General features: G+C 72.3%; 17 protein-coding genes. 13 read left to right on the top strand and 4 right to left on the bottom strand.

From position 1 onward, the window contains the following. Window position 1: 1 nt before the first annotated feature. From ABEA42_RS07640 to serA, 9 genes are all read left to right on the top strand, one after another. Window positions 2-622, top strand: a complete 621-nt coding sequence (locus ABEA42_RS07640; RefSeq protein ID WP_345502267.1) for a hypothetical protein — start codon at window positions 2-4, stop codon at window positions 620-622. Beyond that, window positions 619-2,682 carry a YhgE/Pip domain-containing protein gene (locus ABEA42_RS07635; RefSeq protein WP_345502265.1) on the top strand — a complete coding sequence of 688 codons (2,064 nt, stop codon included), beginning with the start codon at window positions 619-621 and terminating at the stop codon, window positions 2,680-2,682. Before ABEA42_RS07640 ends, ABEA42_RS07635 begins: the two co-directional genes overlap by 4 nt. Before the next feature lie 54 nt (window positions 2,683-2,736). Beyond that, on the top strand, window positions 2,737-3,261 hold the full coding sequence (locus ABEA42_RS07630; protein WP_345502263.1) for a SixA phosphatase family protein: 525 nt from the start codon (window positions 2,737-2,739) through the stop codon (window positions 3,259-3,261). A gap of 73 nt (window positions 3,262-3,334) precedes the next feature. Next, the gene (gene ilvD / locus ABEA42_RS07625; protein WP_345502261.1) at window positions 3,335-5,050 is read left to right on the top strand and encodes a dihydroxy-acid dehydratase; all 1,716 of its coding nucleotides are present in this window, start codon (window positions 3,335-3,337) and stop codon (window positions 5,048-5,050) included. 297 nt (window positions 5,051-5,347) lie between these two features. Then, complete coding sequence (locus ABEA42_RS07620; protein WP_345502260.1) at window positions 5,348-7,246, top strand: acetolactate synthase large subunit; 1,899 nt, start codon at window positions 5,348-5,350, stop codon at window positions 7,244-7,246. Between the two features lie 5 nt (window positions 7,247-7,251). Beyond that, window positions 7,252-7,764 carry an acetolactate synthase small subunit gene (gene ilvN, locus ABEA42_RS07615; RefSeq protein WP_056884111.1) on the top strand — a complete coding sequence of 171 codons (513 nt, stop codon included), beginning with the start codon at window positions 7,252-7,254 and terminating at the stop codon, window positions 7,762-7,764. A 52-nt stretch (window positions 7,765-7,816) separates the two neighbouring features. Beyond that, complete coding sequence (ilvC, locus tag ABEA42_RS07610) at window positions 7,817-8,845, top strand: ketol-acid reductoisomerase (protein ID WP_345502259.1); 1,029 nt, start codon at window positions 7,817-7,819, stop codon at window positions 8,843-8,845. Between the two features lie 179 nt (window positions 8,846-9,024). Beyond that, window positions 9,025-9,621, top strand: a complete 597-nt coding sequence (locus ABEA42_RS07605; protein ID WP_345502257.1) for a DedA family protein — start codon at window positions 9,025-9,027, stop codon at window positions 9,619-9,621. 3 nt (window positions 9,622-9,624) lie between these two features. Continuing rightward, window positions 9,625-11,211 (top strand): phosphoglycerate dehydrogenase, encoded by a 1,587-nt coding sequence (gene serA / locus ABEA42_RS07600; protein WP_345502255.1) that lies wholly within the window; start codon window positions 9,625-9,627, stop codon window positions 11,209-11,211. 135 nt (window positions 11,212-11,346) lie between these two features. Here serA and ABEA42_RS07595 read toward each other — a convergent pair whose 3' ends face one another. Continuing rightward, window positions 11,347-11,886, bottom strand: coding sequence for a GNAT family N-acetyltransferase (locus ABEA42_RS07595; RefSeq protein WP_345502254.1), 540 nt, complete (start codon window positions 11,884-11,886; stop codon window positions 11,347-11,349). A 486-nt stretch (window positions 11,887-12,372) separates the two neighbouring features. Between ABEA42_RS07595 and ABEA42_RS07590 the strand changes: the two genes are divergently transcribed. After that, window positions 12,373-13,440, top strand: coding sequence for a 3-isopropylmalate dehydrogenase (locus ABEA42_RS07590; protein ID WP_345502253.1), 1,068 nt, complete (start codon window positions 12,373-12,375; stop codon window positions 13,438-13,440). Window positions 13,441-13,527: 87 nt separating this feature from the next. Beyond that, window positions 13,528-14,637 carry a branched-chain amino acid aminotransferase gene (locus tag ABEA42_RS07585; RefSeq protein ID WP_345502252.1) on the top strand — a complete coding sequence of 370 codons (1,110 nt, stop codon included), beginning with the start codon at window positions 13,528-13,530 and terminating at the stop codon, window positions 14,635-14,637. A 60-nt stretch (window positions 14,638-14,697) separates the two neighbouring features. Here the strand turns inward: ABEA42_RS07585 and ABEA42_RS07580 are convergent, their stop codons facing one another. Then, window positions 14,698-15,435 carry a M50 family metallopeptidase gene (locus tag ABEA42_RS07580; protein ID WP_345502251.1) on the bottom strand — a complete coding sequence of 246 codons (738 nt, stop codon included), beginning with the start codon at window positions 15,433-15,435 and terminating at the stop codon, window positions 14,698-14,700. Window positions 15,436-16,031: 596 nt separating this feature from the next. On the opposite strand from ABEA42_RS07580, the gene cimA reads away from it, so the two are divergent. Beyond that, complete coding sequence (gene cimA, locus ABEA42_RS07575; protein WP_345502250.1) at window positions 16,032-17,612, top strand: citramalate synthase; 1,581 nt, start codon at window positions 16,032-16,034, stop codon at window positions 17,610-17,612. Window positions 17,613-18,100: 488 nt separating this feature from the next. On the opposite strand, the gene ABEA42_RS07570 is transcribed toward cimA, so the two are convergent. Both ABEA42_RS07570 and ABEA42_RS07565 read right to left on the bottom strand, forming a co-directional pair. Continuing rightward, on the bottom strand, window positions 18,101-19,666 hold the full coding sequence (locus tag ABEA42_RS07570; protein WP_345502249.1) for a PAS domain-containing sensor histidine kinase: 1,566 nt from the start codon (window positions 19,664-19,666) through the stop codon (window positions 18,101-18,103). 100 nt (window positions 19,667-19,766) lie between these two features. Then, window positions 19,767-20,192, bottom strand: coding sequence for a response regulator (locus ABEA42_RS07565; RefSeq protein WP_345502248.1), 426 nt, complete (start codon window positions 20,190-20,192; stop codon window positions 19,767-19,769). Between the two features lie 150 nt (window positions 20,193-20,342). Between ABEA42_RS07565 and ABEA42_RS07560 the strand changes: the two genes are divergently transcribed. Continuing rightward, window positions 20,343-21,023, top strand: a complete 681-nt coding sequence (locus ABEA42_RS07560; RefSeq protein WP_345502246.1) for a response regulator transcription factor — start codon at window positions 20,343-20,345, stop codon at window positions 21,021-21,023. The last annotated feature ends 1 nt before the right edge of the window (window position 21,024 follow it).

Below are 21,024 nucleotides of genomic sequence, written 5' to 3'. Positions count from 1 at the left end.
CATGGAGCTCACCGCCGACCACGTCAGCGTCGCGGGCCTGCACGGCCCGCTCCTGCTGCCGACCTCGCTGACCGCCGTCCCCGGTCGCGTCACCCTCGTCGCGGGCGACCCCGGACCCGGGCACGTCGCGCTCGCGCTGGCGCTCGGGGGGCGGGCGCCGCTCGCAGAGGGGGAGGTGCGGCTCGACGGCGACCCGGGCGAGGAGCTGCGGCGTCGCCACGTGGCCCTGGTCGACGTCCCCGACGTCACCGCGCCGGAGGACGCCGTCAGCGTGCGCTCCGCGGTGGCCGAGCAGCTCGCCCTGGCCGGTCGTCCCGCGAGCCGGGCCGCCACCCGCGCCTTCCTCGAGGGCCACGGCGTGCAGGACGGGAGAGGGCGGTTCGAGGGCCTCGCACCCTCAGAGCGCACGCTCCTGCTCATGGACGTGGCCGCGTCGCGGGCCGTGACGCGGGTCCTCGTCGTCGCGGCACCCGACCGGTTCGGTGGCCACCCCGGGTCGTGGTACCTCGCCGCCGAGCGGCTCGCCGCCGAGGGGCTCACCGTCGTCGCCCTGGTCACCCACCCGACGGCCCGCCAGCTCGCGGTCCCGTCGGCCACGTTCGAGCTGGGGGTGGCCCGGTGACCGCGCTCCGGCTGGCCCTCACCGAGCTGCGCAGGCTGACCGCGGGACGCCTCCCGAGGGCCGCCCTGGCCGCGCTCGTCCTCGTCCCCACGCTCTACGGCGGCCTCTACCTGTACGCCAACAAGGACCCGTACGGGAACCTCGACCGGGTGCCGGCCGCGGTCGTCGTCGAGGACGCCGGGACCACGCTCGCCAACGGCGAGCGGCTCGAGGTCGGCGACCAGGTGGCCACCGAGCTCGTGGACTCGCACAGCTTCGGCTGGCACCGGGTCTCCCGCGCTGCGGCCGAGCAGGGCGTCGACGACGGCGCCTACGACTTCGCCCTGGTGGTGCCGGCCCTCTTCTCGGCCGACCTCGCCTCCAGCGCCCAGTTCAAGCCGAGGCAGGCGCAGCTGCAGGTCCTGACCAACGACGCCAACAACTACCTCGCCCGCACCATCGCCAACCAGCTCGTCGCCCAGGTGACCAAGAGCGTGGCGTCGCAGGTCAGCTCCACTGCCGCCAGCCAGCTGCTCGTGGGCTTCGCCACCATCCACGACAAGGTCGCCGAGGCGGCCAAGGGTGCCGGCGACCTCGCCGACGGACTGGCCAAGGCGGACTCAGGGGCCACGAAGCTCCGGGACGGCGCCGACCAGCTCGTGTCGGGCGAGCAGCAGCTCGTCGCGGGGTCCCGGGACCTGTCGGCCGGCGCGGCCAAGGCGGCCACGGGGGCGCAGTCCCTCGCGTCCGGGGCCGACCGGCTGGGCGCGGGGCTCGCCCGGCTCGACCGGGGCACCGCCTCCCTCCCCGCGGACACGCGTGCGCTCGCCACCGGTGCCCAGCAAGTCGCCGACGGCAACGCCCGGGTCGCCGCAGCGGGCCGGCAGGCTGCGACGGCATCCGGGCAGCTGGTGACCACACTGACCTCCGCCCAGGGCGACCTGGCCACGCGGCTGCGCGCAGCAGGCTTCACCGACGCCCAGGTGCAGCAGGTGCTCGACGCCGCCACGGCGGTGAGCGGACCCCTCAACGACGCGAACGCCCAGGTGCAGACCGCCTCCGGCCGGCTCGACCAGCTCTCCGCAGGCTCCCAGCAGGTCGCCGCCGGCGCGAACCGCCTCGCCGACGCCGCGGGCCCGTTGCACGCCGGGATCCACCAGGCGGCGACGGGCAGCCAGGCCCTGGCCACGGGGGCGCACGACCTCGCCGACGGCAACCGTGCCCTCGCCGCGGGCGCGAGCCGTCTCGCCGGCGGCCAGCAGGACGCCCTCGACGGTGCGACCCGGCTGCGCTCCGGCGCCGGTGACCTCGCGAGGGGGCTCGACGAGCTGCACGCGGGCGCGACCCGGCTCCACGACGGCCTCACCAAGGGCCTCTCCTCGATCCCGGACCCCAGCGCCGCACAGCGCAAGGCCGTGGCCCAGACCCTCGGCAACCCCGTGGGCGTGCAGGGCAGCTCGCTCGCGTCCGCGGCCAGCTACGGCGCCGGCCTGGCGCCGTTCTTCCTCAGCCTGTCGCTGTGGATCGGTGCGTACGTGCTGTTCCTGCTGGTCAAGCCGCTCTCGTCGAGGGCGCTGGCGACGGGGCAACCGAGCTGGCGCAGCGCCCTGGGCGGGTGGCTCGCCCCTGCGCTGCTCGGGCTGGTCCAGGCGGTGCTCGTCTACGCGGTCGTCATGCGTGGCGTGGGGATCTCCGCGGCGCACCCCGTGGCCCTCGTGGCGTTCATGGTGGCGGTGTCCGCGACGTTCGTGATGGTGCTGCACGCCCTCGCCGCCCGGCTCGGGGCGCCGGGCAAGTTCCTGGGCCTGGTGCTCATGGTCGTCCAGCTGGTCAGTGCCGGGGGCACCTTCCCCTGGCAGACGCTGCCGACGCCGCTGCACCCGCTCCACCACGTGCTGCCCATGTCCTACGCCGTCGACGGCATCCGCAGGCTGATGTACGGCGGCTCGTCCGGGCGGCTGGCGCTCGACCTCGCGGTCCTCGGGGCCTACCTCGTGGGTGCGTTCCTCCTGTCGACCCGGGCTGCGCGCAGGGCCGGACGGTGGTCGGCGCTGCGCATCAAGCCCGAGCTCTCCCTGTAGGCGGCCGCCCGCCCCGGACTGGCTGTCGGCCGACGAGAGGGCCATGCTCGACTCATGACCCGCGCCGGCGATGACAAGGTGCTCATCCTGGTCCGCCACGCCAAGGCGGAGCAGGGCCTGGGCACACCGGACCACGAGCGGCAGCTCACGCTGCGGGGGCGTCGCGACGCGCGAGCCGTCGGGGCATGGCTGCACGAGCACGGGCTGGGCCCGGAGCTCGTGCTCTGCTCCACGGCCACGCGGACGCGCCAGACCTGGGTCGAGGCGGAGATGGGGGGCGCCTGCGGCGAGACCGTGCAGTACGACGGGTCCCTGTACTCAGGCGGGGTGGAGACCGTCCTGCGGACCGTGCGCGAGAGCGCGGGGGAGGCGCAGGTGGTGCTCGTGGTGGGGCACAACCCCACGATGGCCGCCCTGGCCAGCGAGCTGTCCGACGGCAACGGCTCCACGGCGGCGCACGACTGCCTGGCCGCGGGCTTCCCGACGAGCACGGTCGCCGTGCTTCGCCACTCCGGGTCCTGGGACGAGCTGGGCCTCGGTACGGCGGCCCTCGAGCGGTGCCACATCGCCCGCGGCTGACCGCCTCCGACGGTCCCACTCACGAAATGAGACCGGCGTCCCACGTGCTGGACCCCGGTCCTAGGATGCAGCCATGACGACCACCGAGCCCCCCACCACCGGCGTCGACATCAAGCCGCGCAGCCGCGACGTCACCGACGGCCTGGAGAAGACCGCCGCCCGCGGCATGCTCCGCGCGGTCGGCATGGGGGACGACGACTGGGTCAAGCCCCAGATCGGCGTCGCCAGCTCGTGGAACGAGATCACGCCGTGCAACCTGTCGCTCGACCGGCTCGCCAAGGCCGTCAAGGACGGGGTCCACGCCGCGGGTGGCTACCCGCTGGAGTTCGGCACCATCTCGGTCAGCGACGGGATCTCCATGGGCCACGAGGGGATGCACTTCTCCCTCGTCAGCCGCGAGGTCATCGCCGACTCGGTCGAGACGGTAATGAACGCCGAGCGCCTCGACGGCTCGGTGCTGCTCGCCGGCTGCGACAAGTCGCTGCCCGGGATGCTCATGGCCGCGGCCCGACTCGACCTCAGCTCCGTCTTCCTCTACGCCGGCTCGATCCTGCCCGGCATCGCCAAACTGTCCGACGGCAGCGAGAAGACGGTCACGATCATCGACGCGTTCGAGGCCGTGGGGGCCTGCGCGGCCGGCCTCATGTCGCGGGCCGACGTCGACGCCATCGAGCGCGCCATCTGTCCCGGCGAGGGCGCCTGCGGCGGCATGTACACCGCCAACACCATGGCCTCCGTCGCCGAGGCGATCGGCATGTCCCTGCCGGGCTCGGCGGCGCCGCCGGCCACCGACCGCCGCCGCGACGGCTTCGCCCGCAAGTCCGGTGAGGCCGTCGTCGAGCTGCTCCGCCGCGGCATCACCGCCCGCGACATCATGACCAAGGAGGCGTTCGAGAACGCCATCGCCGTGGTCATGGCGTTCGGCGGCTCCACCAACGCCGTCCTCCACCTGCTCGCCATCGCCCACGAGGCCGATGTGGACCTCAGCCTGGACGACTTCGCGCGCATCGGCTCGAAGGTGCCCCACCTGGCCGACGTGAAGCCCTTCGGCCAGTTCGTCATGACCGACATCGACCGCGTCGGGGGAGTGCCGGTCGTCATGCGGGCGCTGCTCGACGCCGGCCTCCTGCACGGCGACTGCCTCACCGTGACGGGCAGGACGATGGCCGAGAACCTCGCCCACATCGCGCCGCCGGACGTCGACGGCAAGGTCGTGCGCGCCATGCAGGAGCCCATCCACAAGACCGGTGGCATCACCATCCTCAAGGGCTCGCTGGCCCCCGACGGCGCCGTGGTGAAGTCCGCTGGCTTCGACTCCGACGTCTTCGAGGGCACCGCCCGCGTCTTCGACGGCGAGCGCGCCGCGATGGACGCGGTCGAGCAGGGTTCGCTCGCACCCGGCGACGTCGTGGTCATCCGTTACGAGGGCCCCAAGGGCGGTCCGGGTATGCGCGAGATGCTCGCGGTGACCGGCGCCATCAAGGGGGCGGGGCTCGGCAAGGACGTCCTCCTGCTCACCGACGGCCGGTTCTCCGGCGGCACGACGGGTCTGTGCGTCGGGCACGTCGCGCCCGAGGCCGTCGACGGTGGCCCCATCGCCTTCGTCCGCGACGGCGACCGGATCACCCTCGACGTCGCCAACGGCCTGCTCGACGTCCACGTCGACGAGGCCGAGCTGGCCCGGCGGGCGGAGGGGTTCGAGCCGCCGGCGCCCAAGTACCCCCGCGGCGTCCTGGCGAAGTACCGCAAGCTGGTGGGCAGCGCCAGCGGCGGCGCCGTCTGCGGCTGAGCGGTGCGGTCCGGACCTGTGACTGAGACGACAGGTCCGGATCGCGAGACCGGCCGTCTCGCGCGTTGACACGGCGGGGGCCCGGGAGGAGAGTCCTCGTGTGGCACGAATTCTCGTACTTCCCTAGCGCGCAGGCCCTGTCAGACAGGGCCGGCGCGCTGCCCTCCGTTGTCCCGCACCGGGACTGGAGGGTTTTTTTGTGAGCAGAACCAGCGCGTTGAGCAGGACCAGCGTTGAGCAGGACCAGCAGGTGGAGCAGGACCAGTGAGCGGGACCCGAACCGAAAGCGGTGCAGACGTGAGCGACACGAGGACGACGCCGGCCCCCAGCCCGTCCCAGGTGGCCCAGAAGGCCCAGCAGGCGCAGCAGCAGGCGCGGGCGAAGGAGCCCGTCGAGGTCACCGGCGCGCAGAGCCTCGTGCTCGCCCTCGAGGCGATGGAGGTCGACACGGTCTTCGGCATCCCGGGCGGCGCCATCCTTCCCGCGTACGACCCGCTGCTCGACTCGGTCAAGGTCCGCCACATCCTCGTCCGCCACGAGCAGGGTGCCGGCCACGCGGCCGAGGGCTACGCCAGCGCGACCGGCAAGGTCGGCGTGTGCATGGCCACCTCCGGCCCGGGCGCGACCAACCTCGTCACTGCGATCGCCGACGCCTACATGGACTCCGTACCGGTCGTCGCGATCACCGGGCAGGTGAGCTCGGCCGCCATCGGCACCGACGCCTTCCAGGAGGCGGACATCCGCGGCATCACGATGCCGATCACCAAGCACAACTACCTCGTCACCGATGCGTCGCAGATCCCGCGCGTCGTGGCCGAGGCCTTCCACATCGCCTCGACGGGCCGCCCCGGACCGGTGCTCGTCGACATCTCCAAGGACGCACTCCAGGCCCGCACCACCTTCAGCTGGCCGCCGAAGTTCGACCTGCCGGGCTACCGCCCGGTGGCGCGTCCGCACACCAAGCAGATCCGCGAGGCGGCCCGCCTCATCGCGGCGGCCGAGCGGCCGGTGCTCTACGTCGGCGGCGGCGTGATCCGCAGCGGCGCGTCCGACGCGCTGCGCGAGTTCGTCGAGCTGACCCAGATCCCGGTCGTCACCACCCTCATGGCCCGCGGCGCCGTGCCGGACAGCCACCCGCTGCACCTCGGGATGCCCGGCATGCACGGGTCCGTCGCCGCCGTCACGGCCCTGCAGAAGTCGGACCTGCTCATCACCCTCGGCGCCCGGTTCGACGACCGCGTGACCGGCCAGCTGTCGACGTTCGCGCCGCACGCCAAGGTCATCCACGCCGACATCGACCCGGCCGAGATCTCCAAGAACCGCGTCGCGGACGTGCCGATCGTCGGCGACGTCCTCGAGGTGGTCAAGGACCTCACGCAGATGGTGACCGCCGACCACGCGGCAGGCACCATGGGCGACTACACCGCCTGGCGTGAGCAGACCGCCGCCTGGAAAGCCGACTTCCCGCTGGGCTACACGACGCCCGAGGGCGGCCAGACCGTGGCGCCGCAGCACGTCATCGAGCGCATCGGGGCGATCAGCGGCCCCGAGTCCGTCTACGTCGCCGGGGTCGGGCAGCACCAGATGTGGGCGGCGCAGTTCGTGCAGTACGAGCGGCCCAACGCGTGGCTCAACTCGGGTGGCCTCGGCACGATGGGGTACGCCGTGCCGGCCGCCATGGGCGCCAAGGTCGCCCAGCCGGAGCGCACGGTGTGGGCCATCGACGGCGACGGCTGCTTCCAGATGACCAACCAGGAGCTGGCGACCTGCGTCATCAACAACATCCCGATCAAGGTCGCGATCATCAACAACAGCAGCCTCGGCATGGTCCGGCAGTGGCAGTCGCTGTTCTACAACGAGCGCTACTCCAACACCGACCTGCACACCTCGGTCGGCAGCCGCATCCCCGACTTCGTCAAGCTCGCCGAGGCGTACGGCTGCGTGGGCCTGCGGTGCGAGCGCCCCGAGGACATCGACGCCACGATCAAGAAGGCGATGGAGATCAACGACGTCCCGGTCGTCGTCGACTTCGTCGTCCACCGCGACGCCATGGTGTGGCCGATGGTCCCGGCGGGCGTGAGCAACGACGCCATCCAGGTCGCCAAGGACACGGCCCCGCAGTGGGACCGCGAGGAGGACGAGGCCACGGCCCAGCCCGAGGGTGTCGACGGGTCAGAGCGCGGGGAAGGGAAGTGACGACGATGAGCAAGCACACCCTGTCGGTCCTGGTCGAGAACAAGCCCGGTGTCCTGGCGCGGATCGCCGCGCTGTTCTCCCGCCGCGGCTTCAACATCGACTCCCTCGCGGTCGGCCCGACCGAGCACCCGGAGATCTCACGGATGACCGTGGTCGTCGACGTCGAGGCGCTCCCGCTCGAGCAGGTCACCAAGCAGCTCAACAAGCTCGTCGAGGTGCTCAAGGTCGTCGAGCTCGAGCCGACGGCCTCGGTGCAGCGCGAGATCCTGCTCGTCAAGGTCCGCACCGACCTGCACAGCCGCAGCCACGTCCTCGAGACGGTCCAGCTCTTCCGGGCCAAGGTCGTCGACGTCGCCAGCGACACCCTCACCATCGAGGTCACCGGCAACCGCGACAAGCTCGCGGCGTTCCTCGAGGTCCTCGAGCCCTTCGGGGTCAAGGAGCTCGTGCAGTCGGGCATGGTGGCCATCGGGCGCGGCTCGCGGTCGATCACCGACCGGGCCCTGCGCAGCGCCTGACCCCTCAAGACCCAACCGAACCCAGCAGCAGACAACCGAAGGAGTGGCCACCGTGGCCGAGATGTTCTACGACGACGACGCTGACCTGAGTGTGATCCAGGGCAAGAAGGTGGCCGTCATCGGCTACGGGAGCCAGGGCCACGCCCACGCGCTCAACCTGCGCGACTCGGGGGTCGACGTCCGCGTCGGCCTGGCCGAGGACAGCCGGAGCCGGGCGAAGGCCGAGGCCGAGGGCCTGACCGTCAAGACGGTCGCCGAGGCGGTCAAGGAGGCCGACCTCGTCGTCATCCTCACGCCCGACCAGGTGCAGCGCACCGTCTACGCCAACGAGATCGAGCCCAACCTCAAGGAGGGCGCAGCGCTGCTCTTCGGGCACGGCTTCAACATCCGCTTCGACTACATCAAGCCCCGGGCCACCTCCGACGTCCTCATGGTCGCCCCCAAGGGTCCCGGCCACCTCGTGCGCCGCGAGTACGTCGACGGCCGCGGTGTGCCGGTGCTCCTGGCGGTCGAGCAGGACCCCTCCGGCACCGCGTGGGACCTCGCGAAGTCGTACGCCAAGGCCATCGGCGGCCTGCGCGCCGGCGGCATCCGGACGACGTTCACCGAGGAGACCGAGACCGACCTGTTCGGTGAGCAGGCCGTGCTCTGCGGTGGCGCGAGCCAGCTCGTGCAGTACGGCTTCGAGACCCTCACCGAGGCGGGCTACCAGCCCGAGATCGCCTACTTCGAGGTGCTCCACGAGCTCAAGCTCATCGTCGACCTCATGGTCGAGGGCGGCATCGCCAAGCAGCGCTGGTCGGTCTCCGACACGGCCGAGTACGGCGACTACGTCTCCGGGCCCCGCGTCATCGACCCGCGGGTGAAGGAGAACATGCAGGCGGTGCTGGAGGACATCAAGAACGGGGCGTTCGCCAAGCGCTTCATCGAGGACCAGGACGCCGGCGCCCCCGAGTTCACGGCCCTGCGCGAGAAGGGCGCCCAGCACCCGATCGAGGCCACGGGCAAGGACCTGCGCAAGCTCATGTCGTGGATCAAGGACACCGACAACGACTACGTCGAGGGTTCCGCGGCCCGCTGACAGGCGGCCGAGGACACGAGCGACGAAGGAGCGAGGCCCGGAGGCCGCCGCGGAAGCGGGCCAGAGGGCGCGGCCCGCTGACCCCACCCCGGCAAAACGCCGGTTGCCCGTCGACCCGCGCGAAGACAACGCAAGGTTCGGCGGGCAACCGGCGTTTTGCGTGGCCGTAGGGTGGCCGCGTGGAGCACCCCGTCGACGGCTGGCCGTACGCCGCCGTGTTCGCCCTGTTCTTCGCCAGCGGCATGGCGCGGTCCCACCTGACGTACTGGGCCGGGCGCGGGCTGCGCCGTGGCGGGGGACGCAGCCGCCTCGGGCGCCACCTCGACCGTCCGGTGGTGGCTCGGGCCGAGGGCGTGGTCCGCAGGCTGGGTGCACCGGTCGTGACGCTGGCGTTCCTCACCGTCGGCCTGCAGACGGCCGTCAACGCCGCGGCAGGCTCGCTGCGGATGCCGATGTCGCGCTACCTGCCGGCCACGGTGGTGGGCTCGCTCGCCTGGGCCGCCCTCTACACGACGGTCGGGTTCGCCGTGGCTCGAGCCTGGCTCGACGGGCTCGCGTGGCCGTGGGCGCTCGTCGGCCTCGCCGCGGTGGCCGTGCTCCTCGCGACCTCCCTGGCGCTGGGCGCGAGGCTGCGGCGCAGGCCAGCAGACGATGTGACGCGCGTTCCAGATGTCGAGCCACTGCATCCACATGGTGAGAGCGCGCCTATGCTGGCAGCGGCACAGCGCGGTGCCGGACCACACCCTGTCCATGCCCTTCCCACCCCAGAGGACTGACCTGTGAGCAAGCCGATCGTCCTGATCGCCGAGGAACTCTCGCCCGCCACCATCGACGCCCTCGGGCCCGACTTCGAGGTGCGCAACGTCGACGGAGCGTCCCGCGAGGCCCTGCTGCCGGCCCTGGCCGACGTCGACGCGGTGCTGATCCGCTCCGCCACGAAGATGGACGCCGAGGCCATCGCCGCCGCGAAGAACCTCAAGGTCATCGCGCGCGCGGGTGTCGGGCTCGACAACGTCGACGTCCCCGCCGCCACCCAGGCCGGCGTGATGGTCGTCAACGCGCCCACCTCCAACATCACCTCCGCCGCCGAGCTCGCGGTCGGTCTCCTGCTCTCCACGGCCCGCAACATCGCGCCCGCCAACCAGGCGCTCAAGGGCGGCGCCTGGAAGCGCAGCAAGTACGGCGGTGTCGAGCTGCTCGACAAGAAGGTCGGCGTCGTCGGCTTCGGCCGGATCGGCCAGCTCGTCGCCGAGCGGCTCAAGGGCTTCGGCGTCGAGATCCTCGCCTACGACCCCTACGTCTCGGCGCAGCGCGCGGGGCAGCTCGGCGCCCAGCTCGTCAGCCTCGACGAGCTGCTCGAACAGAGCGACTTCATCACCGTGCACCTGCCCAAGAGCCCCGAGACCCTCGGACTCATCGGCAAGGAGGCGCTCACCAAGGTCAAGCCCACCGTGCGCATCATCAACGCGGCGCGCGGCGGCATCGTCGACGAGGAGGCGCTGGCCGAGGCCCTGCGCGAGGGCCGCGTGGCCGGCGCGGGCATCGACGTGTTCGCCAAGGAGCCCACGACCGAGAGCCCGCTGTTCGAGTTCGAGTCCGTCGTCGTGACGCCGCACCTCGGCGCCTCGACCGACGAGGCGCAGGAGAAGGCCGGGGTCGCCGTCGCGAAGTCCGTCCGCCTGGCCCTCGGTGGCGACCTCGTCCCCGACGCCGTCAACGTGTCGGGCGGGGCCGTGCCCGAGGAGGTGCGCCCGGGTATCGCGCTCGTCGAGAAGCTGGGGCGCATCTTCACCGCGCTCGCGGGGTCGGTGCCGGTGCAGCTCGACGTCGACGTCAAGGGTGAGATCACCGCGCACGACGTGTCGATCTGGAAGCTGGCCGCCCTCAAGGGCCTGTTCACCGACGTGACCGAGGACCCGGTGACCTACGTCAACGCGCCTCTGCTCGCCGAGCAGCGCGGCTGCGAGGTGCGCCTGCTGACCGACCCGTCGACGCAGGACTTCCGCAACGTCACCACCCTGCACGGCACCCTCGCCGACGGCTCGTCGGTCAGCGTCTCGGGCACCCTGACCGGCCCGCGTCTCATCGAGAAGATCGTGGGCGTCAACGGGTTCGACATCGAGGTGCCCCTCACCGAGCACCTCGCCTTCTTCACCTACGTCGACCGCCCTGGCGTCATCGGCACCGTCGGTCGCCTGCTCGGCGACGCGCAGGTCAACATCGCCGGCATGCAGGTGGCCCGCAACGAGAAGGGCGGCCAGGCGCTCGTCGCCCTCACCGTCGACAGCGCGATCCCGGGCGACGTCCTGCAGGCGATCGTCTCCGAGGTGGGCGCCGAGGTCAGCGTGGTCGACCTCGCCGGCTGACACTCCCCGCTCCACCGGTGCCCCCGTGGCACCTCCGGTATGCCGCCCGCTCACCTGAGCGGGCGGCATACCTGCATCCGGGGGCCGCACCGCCGGGCCGCCGGTAGGTGAGCGGCGAGTCTGCCGCGCGGTGGCTCAGGCTCGCGGTGGTCCGTCGTGCAGGACGAGGTTGAACAGCAGGCTGTCGCTCCACGCGCCGTTGAGGTAGAGGAACTCGGGGACGAGACCGCACTGCTCGAAACCGCAACGGCGCAGCACGGCCTGCGAGGCGACGTTGGCCACCATGGTGCTGGCCCCGAGGCGGTGCAGCCCCAGGTCGTGGCCACGCTGCACGAGGTGCTGCAGGAGTGCGACCGCGAGGCCTCGTCGAAGGTGCGCGTGGTCCACCCAGTAGCCGACGTCGGCACCCTGCATGGCTCCACGCACGATGTTCTGGAGGTTCGCCGAGCCGACCACCTCGGTCCCGTGCCAGAGCAGCCAGCAGTCGTAGAGCCCGAGCTCGACCTGGCGCAGCCGTCCTGCGATGACCTCGCGCTGGCCCTCCTCGGTGAAGAAGGACTCCGGGCGCAGAGGCTCCCAGGGGCGCAGGTGCTCGCGGTTGCGGGCTGCGGCGGCGGCCAGGGCGCTCGACGCGTCGGCCGAGAGGGGGCGCAGGACGTAGCCATCGGGGAGCACCGGATCACCCTAGGACCCGGGGCGAGCCGTCCCGTCCAGAGGTGTCTCACTGCGTGGGAACCGGGTACCGGATAGTTGGACGTCCACGTAATCTCGAAGGCATGGCGCAGCGGTTCGTAATTCTTACCCGCCGCGGCGAGTTCCGGTAGTCAGCCACCTCGCCGCGGAGATCCCGCGTGCATGGCTGACCGTGGCACCCCGTCATCCGGGAGTAGCCCCCGCTGAACCCCTCGAACCCGATCCCTGTGCGACACAGGGGAATCCGTGAAGGAATGATCCACATGAGCGAAGAAGCCCAGAAGGCACGTCAGGCACTGCAGGAGTCGATGGACCTGCGCGAGCAGGGTCACTCCGACGACTGACGCAGCCCGACCCGCGGCGGCAAGAAGCCGCACCCCATGACGAACGACCCCAGGCGCCGAGCCGGGGTCGTTCGTCATGTGAGACGTCCATATCAGAGTGCAAGACCCCTCCTAGGCTGGCTCCATGGCTCCGCACCCCACCCCTGCTGACACCGTCAACCTCGCCGTCATCGGTGGGGACGGCATCGGGCCCGAGGTCGTCGCCGAGGGCCTCAAGGTCCTCGAGGCCGTCACGGGGGACTCGGGGCCGAAGATCCACACGACCGAGTACGACCTCGGCGCGCGCCGCTGGCACGCGACCGGGGAGACGCTGCCCGACTCCGTCCTCGACGAGCTGCGCGGCCATGACGCGATCCTGCTCGGCGCCATCGGTGACCCCACCGTCCCCAGCGGCGTCCTCGAGCGCGGCGTCCTGCTTCCGCTGCGGTTCGCGTTGCAGCACTACGTCAACCTGCGTCCGGCCAAGCTCTACCCGGGTGTCCAGAGCCCGCTGGCCGTCGAGCGCGTGGCCCCCGACGGCATCGACTTCGTCGTCGTCCGGGAGGGCACCGAGGGGCCGTACGTCGGCAACGGTGGCTCGCTGCGTACCGGCACGCCGCAGGAGATCGCCACCGAGGTGAGCGTCAACACGCGGTTCGGCGTCGAGCGGGTCGTCCGCGACGCGTTCGCCCGCGCAGCCGCCCGTCCCCGCAAGCACCTGACGCTGGTCCACAAGCACAACGTCCTCACCCACGCCGGGCACCTGTGGCGGCGCACCGTCGAGGAGGTCGGGGCGGAGTTCCCGGACGTCGAGACCGCCTACCAGCACGTCGACGCGGCGACGATCTTCCTCGCGACGGACCCGGGCAGGTTCGACGTCATCGTCACCGACAACCTGTTCGGCGACATCATCACCGACATCGCGGCTGCCATCGCGGGCGGCATCGGCCTCGCGGCGAGCGGCAACATCAACCCCGAGCGGACCACCCCGAGCATGTTCGAGCCGGTCCACGGTTCGGCGCCCGACATCGCGGGCCAGGGCAAGGCGGACCCGACCGCGACGATCCTGTCGGTCTCCATGCTGCTCGAGCACCTCGGGCGCACCGAGGAGTCCGCCCGCGTCGAGCGGGCCGTGGCCGCGGACCTCGCCGAGCGCGGCGACCGGGTATGCAGCACCACCGAGGTGGGCGACGCGATCGCCTCCCGCCTCTGAGCCGCGGCTGCGCCACAGTCTCCTGCCGGGGGTGCCAGCCGGACAGGTAACCTCGGCAGGAGATCCGCAACGACGCAGGAGGACTCCATGAGCCAGACCACCGCCCCGCTGACCTTCGAGGTCACCCGCCGCACCGACCCGCGGCCGGAAGCGGAGCGCGAGGCGGTACTGGCCAACCCCGGGTTCGGCACGACGTTCACCGACCACATGGTCACGGCGACGTGGACCAAGGGCGAGGGTTGGCACGACGGCAAGGTCACCGCGTACGGACCCATCACCCTCATGCCCTCGGCGGCGGTCCTGCACTACGCCCAGGAGATCTTCGAGGGCATGAAGGCCTACCGGCACGAGGACGGGTCGATCTGGACCTTCCGCCCCGAGGCCAACGCCCAGCGCATGATCCGCAGCGCCCGCCGCATGACGCTGCCGGAGCTGCCCGAGGACGACTTCATCGCCTCGCTCAAGGCGCTCGTCGAGGTCGACCAGGCGTGGGTGCCGTCGGGCACGTCGGGGGAGGCCAGCCTCTACCTGCGTCCGTTCATGTACGCGTCGGAGGCGTTCCTCGGTGTCCGCCCGGCCGCTGAGGTCACCTACTCCGTCATCGCGTCGCCCGCAGGCGCCTACTTCAGCGGCGGCATCAAGCCGGTCACGCTGTGGCTGACCACCGACTATGCCCGCGCCGGCGACGGCGGCACCGGGGCGGCCAAGTGCGGCGGCAACTACGCCTCCAGCCTGGCCGGCCAGCTCGAGGGGATCGAGCACGGCTGCGACCAGGCGGTGTTCCTCGACGCCTCGACGCACACCTACGTCGAGGAGCTCGGCGGCATGAACCTCTTCTTCGTGACCCGCGACAACCGGCTCGTCACGCCCGAGCTCACCGGCTCCATCCTCGAGGGGGTCACCCGCTCGTCGGTGCTGGCGCTCGCCAAGGAGATGGGCCTCGAGCCCGAGGAGCGCCGCATCCCGATCCAGGAGTGGAAGGACGGCGCGGCCAGCGGCGAGATCACCGAGATCTTCGCGTGCGGCACCGCAGCGGTCATCACCCCCGTCGGGGAGCTCAGGTGGGACGGCGGCAGCTGCGACCACCGGCGCGGCGTCGACTACGGACCCGTCACCAAGGGGATCCGCGAGAAGCTGCTCGACATCCAGTACGGCCGGGCCGAGGACACCCACCACTGGATGACGCGCCTGGTCTGACCTCGCTGGCCGGGGCCGGCTCGGGCCGGGACCGCGTGGCCACCGCGGGTCGGGCCCGGCTCAGCCCAGTGCCAGCGCGCCCCCGAGCGCCCACCAGCTCGCCGCGGCCAGGACAGCGACGTAGCCGGCGTTCCAGGTCCAGGCGGGCAGGTGGGTGAGGCGTGCGAGCACCCCCGGGTCGGAGCTGGGCGACGGTTGGGCCACCACCGCGCCGAGGTGTCGCCAGGCCCCGACCACGAGAAAGGTCCCGACACCCAGGACCACGGCGCCCTGGAGGGTGGGACCGCCCTGCCACCACAGCGCCCCGGTCACCGCGGTCAGGGCGACCATGACCGCCGCGGTGTAGAGCGAACGCACCCGGACGAGGCAGACGAGCAGCACCAGGCCGGTGGCGCCCAGGGCCGGTGGCGCCCACCCGGCGCCGGCGGCCTGGACCGCGGTGGCGCCGACAAGGGCCGGGGCCGGGTACCCCGCCCACGTCGACAGGATGCGACCGGCGCCACGCGACGGGCCCACGGTGACGGCGTGCCCGGACATGTCGCCGCGTAGTACGAGGCCGGTGAAGCGCCGCCCGAACAGCATCCCCACCAGGCCGTGCCCGAGCTCGTGCACGACGGTCACCACGACCCGCGACCGCAGCCACAGCGCAGGGACGCCGATCACGACCACGACCACCAGCAGCACGGTCCAGAAGCCGCTCGTGCTGGGGGTCGACAGGGGTTCGGGCTGCAGCCGGCCGCTCACCTGGCCCCAGAGGTCGCTGCCGGTGGTCGACGTGGCGAAGGAGGTCGGGTGCACCGGGACATCCTCCCGGGCGAGCCTGTGCGGCCCGCGCTGGGGCGGTGTCGGCTCGCGCACTGGGCGCGCGGCACACGGGCGAGGAGGGGCCCGGCGCGGCGCTCGCCCCGTACCCCGAAGTCCCAGACCTCGGGGCATGGACGGCCATTTTGGCCCGAAGTCCCAGACTTCGGGGCATGAGGCGGCCTTGTTGGCCCGAAGTCCCAAACTTCGGGCCACGATGGGGCGGGTGCGGGGAGCGACGGGGGGGTATGGCGCGTGGTGACCACGATCCGGACCGGGGGTTCAGCGGGCGGACACCGCGTGCCACAGTGCTCTCGTGACCTCCTGGCACATGGCGACCACCATGGTGATTATCGACTAGCGCGACGAGACATCCTCGTCGCGCAGACCTCCCGCACCCGGGGGGTCTTTTGCTTTGTCAGGACCTCCCACCGGCCGCCACCGATGGCCACGGAGGCGTGACGGCGGAGAATGAACCACCAGGACGACGCAACCACGCAGCACCACCCAGCAGCAACCACCGGGCAGCAACCACCGGGCAGCACCACCGGGCAGCACCACCGGACTCCACCGACTCGACGGGAACCACCACGATGAGCGACCTGCACGTCTACGACACCACCCTGCGCGACGGCGCGCAGCAGGAGGGGCTCAACCTCTCCGTGTCGGACAAGCTCGCCATCGCGGCGCACCTCGACGAGCTCGGGGTCGGCTTCATCGAGGGTGGCTGGCCGGGCGCGAACCCCAAGGACACCGAGTTCTTCGCCCGCGCCCAGCACGAGCTCCGGCTGAGGAACGCCACGCTCGCGGCGTTCGGGGCCACCCGGCGGGTCGGCGGTCGCGCTGCCGACGACCCGCAGGTCCGGGCCCTGCTCGACTCCGAGGCACCGGTCGTGACCCTCGTCGCGAAGTCGCACGTGCGGCACGTCGAGACGGCCCTGCGCACGACCGTGCAGGAGAACCTCGACATGGTGCGTGACACCGTCTCGTTCCTCACCGCCGAGGGACGGCGCGTGTTCCTCGACGCCGAGCACTTCTTCGACGGGTATGCCGCGGACCGCGGTTACGCCCTCGAGGTGGTGCGCGCGGCGATGGAGTCCGGCGCCGAGGTGGTGGCGCTGTGCGACACCAACGGCGGCATGCTCCCCGACCAGGTGGCGGCCGTCGTCGCCGACGCCGTCGGCACCACCTCGGCCCGCGTCGGCATCCACTGCCACAACGACACCGGCTGCGCCGTTGCCAACTCCATGGCTGCGGTCGAGGCGGGGGCCACCCACGTGCAGGGGACGGTGAACGGGTACGGCGAGCGCACCGGGAACGCCGACATCCTCACCGTCGTGAGCAACCTGCAGATCAAGCGTGGCCTGCCGCTGCTGGAGACCGAGCGCCTGCGTGAGGCGACGCGGATCGCGCACGCCATCAGCGAGATCACCAACGTCCCGCCCTACAGCCGCCAGCCCTACGTGGGGGCGAGTGCGTTCGCGCACAAGGCCGGCCTGCACGCCAGCGCGATCCGGATCGACCCCGACCTCTACCAGCACACGGACCCCGCCCACGTGGGCAACGACATGCGGATGCTGGTCTCTGACATGGCTGGTCGCGCGAGCATCGAGCTCAAGGGCCGCGAGCTCGGCTACGACCTGGCCGGCAACGACGACCTGCTCGCGCGGGTCCTCGCGACGGTCAAGGACCTGGAGCTGCGCGGCTACACGTTCGACGCTGCGGACGCGTCCTTCGAGCTGCTCCTGCGCCGCGAGGTGGAGGGCCACGGCTACGAGTTCTTCGAGGTCGAGTCGTGGCGCGTGATCACCGACGCCCGCGGTGACGAGAACGCGCTGTCCGAGGCCACGGTCAAGCTGCGCGCGGGAGGGGAGCGCGTCGTGGCCACCGGTGAGGGGAACGGCCCGGTCAACGCCCTGGACCACGCCCTGCGGCAGGCGCTCATGCCTGCGTATCCCGAGCTGTCCAAGCTCGAGCTCATCGACTTCCGCGTGCGCATCCTCGACGCCGCCCACGGCACGGACGCGGTGACCCGCGTCCTCATCGAGACCTCGGACGGCCAGACGTCGTGGGAGACCATCGGTGTGGCGGGCAACATCCTAGAGGCCTCGTGGCGCGCCCTGGTCGAGGGCGTCACCTACGGGCTGGTCCGGGCAGGCGTACCCGTCCGCTAGGACGGCGCGGACGGGGACTGACGCGGGGGACGGGCGCGGGGGACGGGCGCGGGACTGACGCGGGGACGAGCACCGTCCGGCCCAATGCAGGGGAGGGGGCCGAACGGTGCTCGTCGCGCGCGGAGCCCAGTGCGCGTGACGCGGGGGGACCACCGGGCTCTGGGCACCAGTCTGTCCGGCGCTGCGGGGGGCCACACCATGCCTGCGTCGCATCTCGACTAGTACATCGACACTGGTCAGCGGGTCCGGGGGACAACGGCCACCGGTCCGGGGCATGAAGCGTCGGCCGGCCCTCAGGGGACGCGGACCGGCCGACGTGCTCCCACGATGCGCGATGGACCAGCCTGCCGTCGCGGTGCCCGCGCCCCAGTCCTCGTAGTGCGCATGCACCGACTCAGCCGCCCTCCTGCCTCCCGGGGTGGTTCGGCGCGCGCGTGGGAAGCGCGTGGGAAGGCGGATACCCGGAGGGGCGGTGGTGGGCGAGCGGCTCAGGACGGGCGGCTGCTCGCGGGGGCCGGGCTCCCGGGCACGCCCTGCGCGAAGCCGAGGCTGGTGCTGCGGCTCGCGGCGAGCGTGAGCCCGAGCCCGGCCCCGAGACCGGGGGTCGAGGTCGGCGCCGCCTCCGGGCCCGGCAGCCACAGGGACACCCGCGTGCCCCCGAGCCGGCTGTCCCCAACCGTGCACCGTCCACCTGCGAGGGTGGCGCGGTCGCGCATCCCGGAGACTCCCCGGTGCCCGGGTGCCGAAGGGCCGACGGCAGGACCCGGGCCGACCCCGTCGTCGTCGACGTCGAGCTGCATCCCGCCGACGACCGCGGTCAACGTCACCTGGACCTGGTGGGCCCGTGAGTGCTTGAGGACGTTGACGAGTGCCTCCTTGGCGATGCGGTAGGCGACTGCCCGGGCAGCCTCCGGGAGGTCCGGCTCGAGGCTGCCGTCGACGTGCGCCTGCACCTCGGTGCCCTCGTAGATCTCGTCGACCGCCCGCTGGAGCGCCCCGGCGAGGCCCCGCTCGGACAGGTCCGGCGGCTCGAGGTCGAACAGCAGCGACCGCAGCCGGTCGGTCGCCGCGGCCAGGGTCTCCTGGAGGCCGTCGAGCTCGGACAGGAGTGCCGGTGCCTGCTCCCGCAGCCGTCGGCGGAGCAGGCCCATGCGCAGGTCGACCGCCGCCACGGCCTGCACCGGGTCGTCGTGCACGTCGGCGGCGATCCTGGCCCGCTCGGCGTCCTGCGCGTCCACGAGCCGGGTGAGCAGCGCCGTCCGCTGCTCGATCAGGTCGGCCATGACCCGGTCGGCGGCGACGCGCTCGCTGATGTCGCGCTGCACGGTGGCGAGCGCAAAGGGCTCACCGGTGGTGATGTCGAACATGAGGAAGCTCGCGACGGCGACGGGTATGGCGTGTCCGTCCTGGTGCTTCAACGTCGTCTCGCCCTCGAAGTGGCCGTCGCGGACGACCGCGGGCTGCTCCACCTCCAAGGACAGGGCGAGGCCCTCGGGCGTGAGGTAGTCCGAGATCGTCGTCGCGGTGACGTCGGCGTCGAGGGCCATGCCGATGAGCTTGCGGCCGCCGGGGTTGACGTACTCCACCGTGCCGTCGAGGGCGGCGATGGCGATGAAGTCGGGGGAGGCCTCGACGAGGGCCTTGAAGCGGCTCAGGTCGGTGGCGAGCTCCACGGTCCGCCGGTCCTGGACGCGCGCCTGGGCCTCCGCCTGCCGCTGCTCGGTCACGTCGGTCGCGATCCCGACGGCACCGGTCAGGACCCCGGCAGCGTCGTGGATCGGCTCGAAGAACAGGGCCAGCCGCCGTCCGAGGTACTCGCGCTCGCCGTGGTAGCGCCGTCCCGACAGCGCTGCATCGAGGGCCTCCGAACCCAGGGGGTCGTCGCGGTAGACCTCGCGGAGGTTCTGGCCGACCAGCTCACCCGGCGCGAACCCCAGTGCAGCCAGGCCCGGGCCCGCCGAGATGGTGCACGTGCCGTCGGCGTCCATCGCGAAGACGACCTGTGGGCCGACCACGACCCCGCCCTCCGTCGACAGCCATGCGTCCTGCGTCATGCGGCGGTCCCCCCTCCGTCGTCCGGCACGATCCGTCCCGGCCACTGGTGGCCCATCGTAGGCACGACGCGGCGCCCCCACCACGGGGCGACCCTGCAGGTCAGCGGTCCAGCAGCAGCCGCAGGGCCCCCGCCGCCGAGCCGGTGGCGAGGACCACCTCTCCCGCGGCGCAGCGCGCGAGCACCTCCGGGAGGCTCTCCCCGATACGGCCCTTGGCCAGGTAGCCGACCACCCCGGCCCGCACCATGGCCGCCACCACACCCGCGGTGGTCTCGGCCGACACCGCCACGATGACCGGCGCGGAGGGCAGGGCCTGGAAGGCTCGCACCGCGGCGGGGCCGCCTCCCGGCATGCGGACGTCGACCAGGGCGACGTCGACCTCGAGCTCGCCCGCGAGGCGGACGGCGTCGTCCCCGGTGGTCGCGGTGCCGACGACGGTGAACCGGTCGTCGGACTCGACGACGTGGACCATCGCCCCCAGCATCTGGGGGTGGTCGTCGGCGATGAGCACGCGGACCGCGGGCACGGACCTGCCTGTCCTGTGAGGAGGGACGGGCGCCTGGTCGGGGGACACCCGGGAGGCGTCCATGGTCGCGCCCGTACGGCGTGGTCGGGCGGTGCGCGCGCGCCCCCTGAGCTGGTGCATGGATACTAGGCGCGGAGGAGGGGCCCATCCATGAGCGAAGACGACGGCGCGAACCCGGCGCACCGCAACGACCAGCCGATCAGGGTGCTGATCGTCGACGACCACGAGGTGATGGCCTCGAGCCTTGCCCGCGTGCTGGAGGACGAGCCCGACATCGTCTCGGTGGGCGTGGCGTCCACCCTCGGCCAGGCCCGGGCGCGCGTGCAGTCCGGCGCCCCCGACGTGCTGGTCCTGGACCGGCGGCTCCCCGACGGCGACGGGGTCGACGCGATCGCCGACCTCAAGGCCCTGCGCCCGAGCATGAACGTGCTGGTGCTCACGGGATCGAGCTCCGACGACGTGCTCGTGCGGGCGCTGCAGGCGGGCGCTGCGGGGTTCCTCTCCAAGACCAGGAGCCTCGCCGAGGTCACCTCGGCCGTGCGTGCGGCGTCGCAGGGGGAGGCCTCGGTCTCGGCGGAGATGCTGGCCCGACTGCTCCCCCGGCTGACGAGGGTGAGCGCGCCGACGCCGACGCTCACCCCCCGCGAGGAGGAGGTCCTGGCGATGCTGGCCCAGGGCCTGTCCAACGCCGCCATCGCGACCGAGCTGACCCTGAGCGTCAACACCGTCCGCAACCACGTCGCCAACCTGTCGGCCAAGCTCGGTGCCCACAGCAAGCTGGAGGCGATGTCGATCGCCATCCAGCGCGGCCTGCTCTCTCCGCCGCAGTAGC

Source organism: Pedococcus ginsenosidimutans, from assembly GCF_039544395.1.
Lineage (GTDB): Bacteria > Actinomycetota > Actinomycetes > Actinomycetales > Dermatophilaceae > Pedococcus > Pedococcus ginsenosidimutans.
Note: the sequence above shows the minus strand (reverse complement) of the source record. Positions and strands in the feature narration are given on the sequence as shown.

What these genes read in the sequence shown, in the direction of transcription:
- ABEA42_RS07640 (WP_345502267.1), top strand. Translation starts at nt 2, where the DNA reads ATGGAGCTCACCGCCGACCACGTCAGCGTCGCGGGCCTGCACGGCCCG.
- ABEA42_RS07630 (WP_345502263.1), top strand. Translation starts at nt 2,737, where the DNA reads ATGACCCGCGCCGGCGATGACAAGGTGCTCATCCTGGTCCGCCACGCC.
- ilvD (WP_345502261.1), top strand. Translation starts at nt 3,335, where the DNA reads ATGACGACCACCGAGCCCCCCACCACCGGCGTCGACATCAAGCCGCGC.
- ilvN (WP_056884111.1), top strand. Translation starts at nt 7,252, where the DNA reads ATGAGCAAGCACACCCTGTCGGTCCTGGTCGAGAACAAGCCCGGTGTC.
- ABEA42_RS07590 (WP_345502253.1), top strand. Translation starts at nt 12,373, where the DNA reads ATGGCTCCGCACCCCACCCCTGCTGACACCGTCAACCTCGCCGTCATC.
- ABEA42_RS07585 (WP_345502252.1), top strand. Translation starts at nt 13,528, where the DNA reads ATGAGCCAGACCACCGCCCCGCTGACCTTCGAGGTCACCCGCCGCACC.
- cimA (WP_345502250.1), top strand. Translation starts at nt 16,032, where the DNA reads ATGAGCGACCTGCACGTCTACGACACCACCCTGCGCGACGGCGCGCAG.
- ABEA42_RS07570 (WP_345502249.1), bottom strand. Translation starts at nt 19,666, where the DNA reads ATGACGCAGGACGCATGGCTGTCGACGGAGGGCGGGGTCGTGGTCGGC.
- ABEA42_RS07560 (WP_345502246.1), top strand. Translation starts at nt 20,343, where the DNA reads ATGAGCGAAGACGACGGCGCGAACCCGGCGCACCGCAACGACCAGCCG.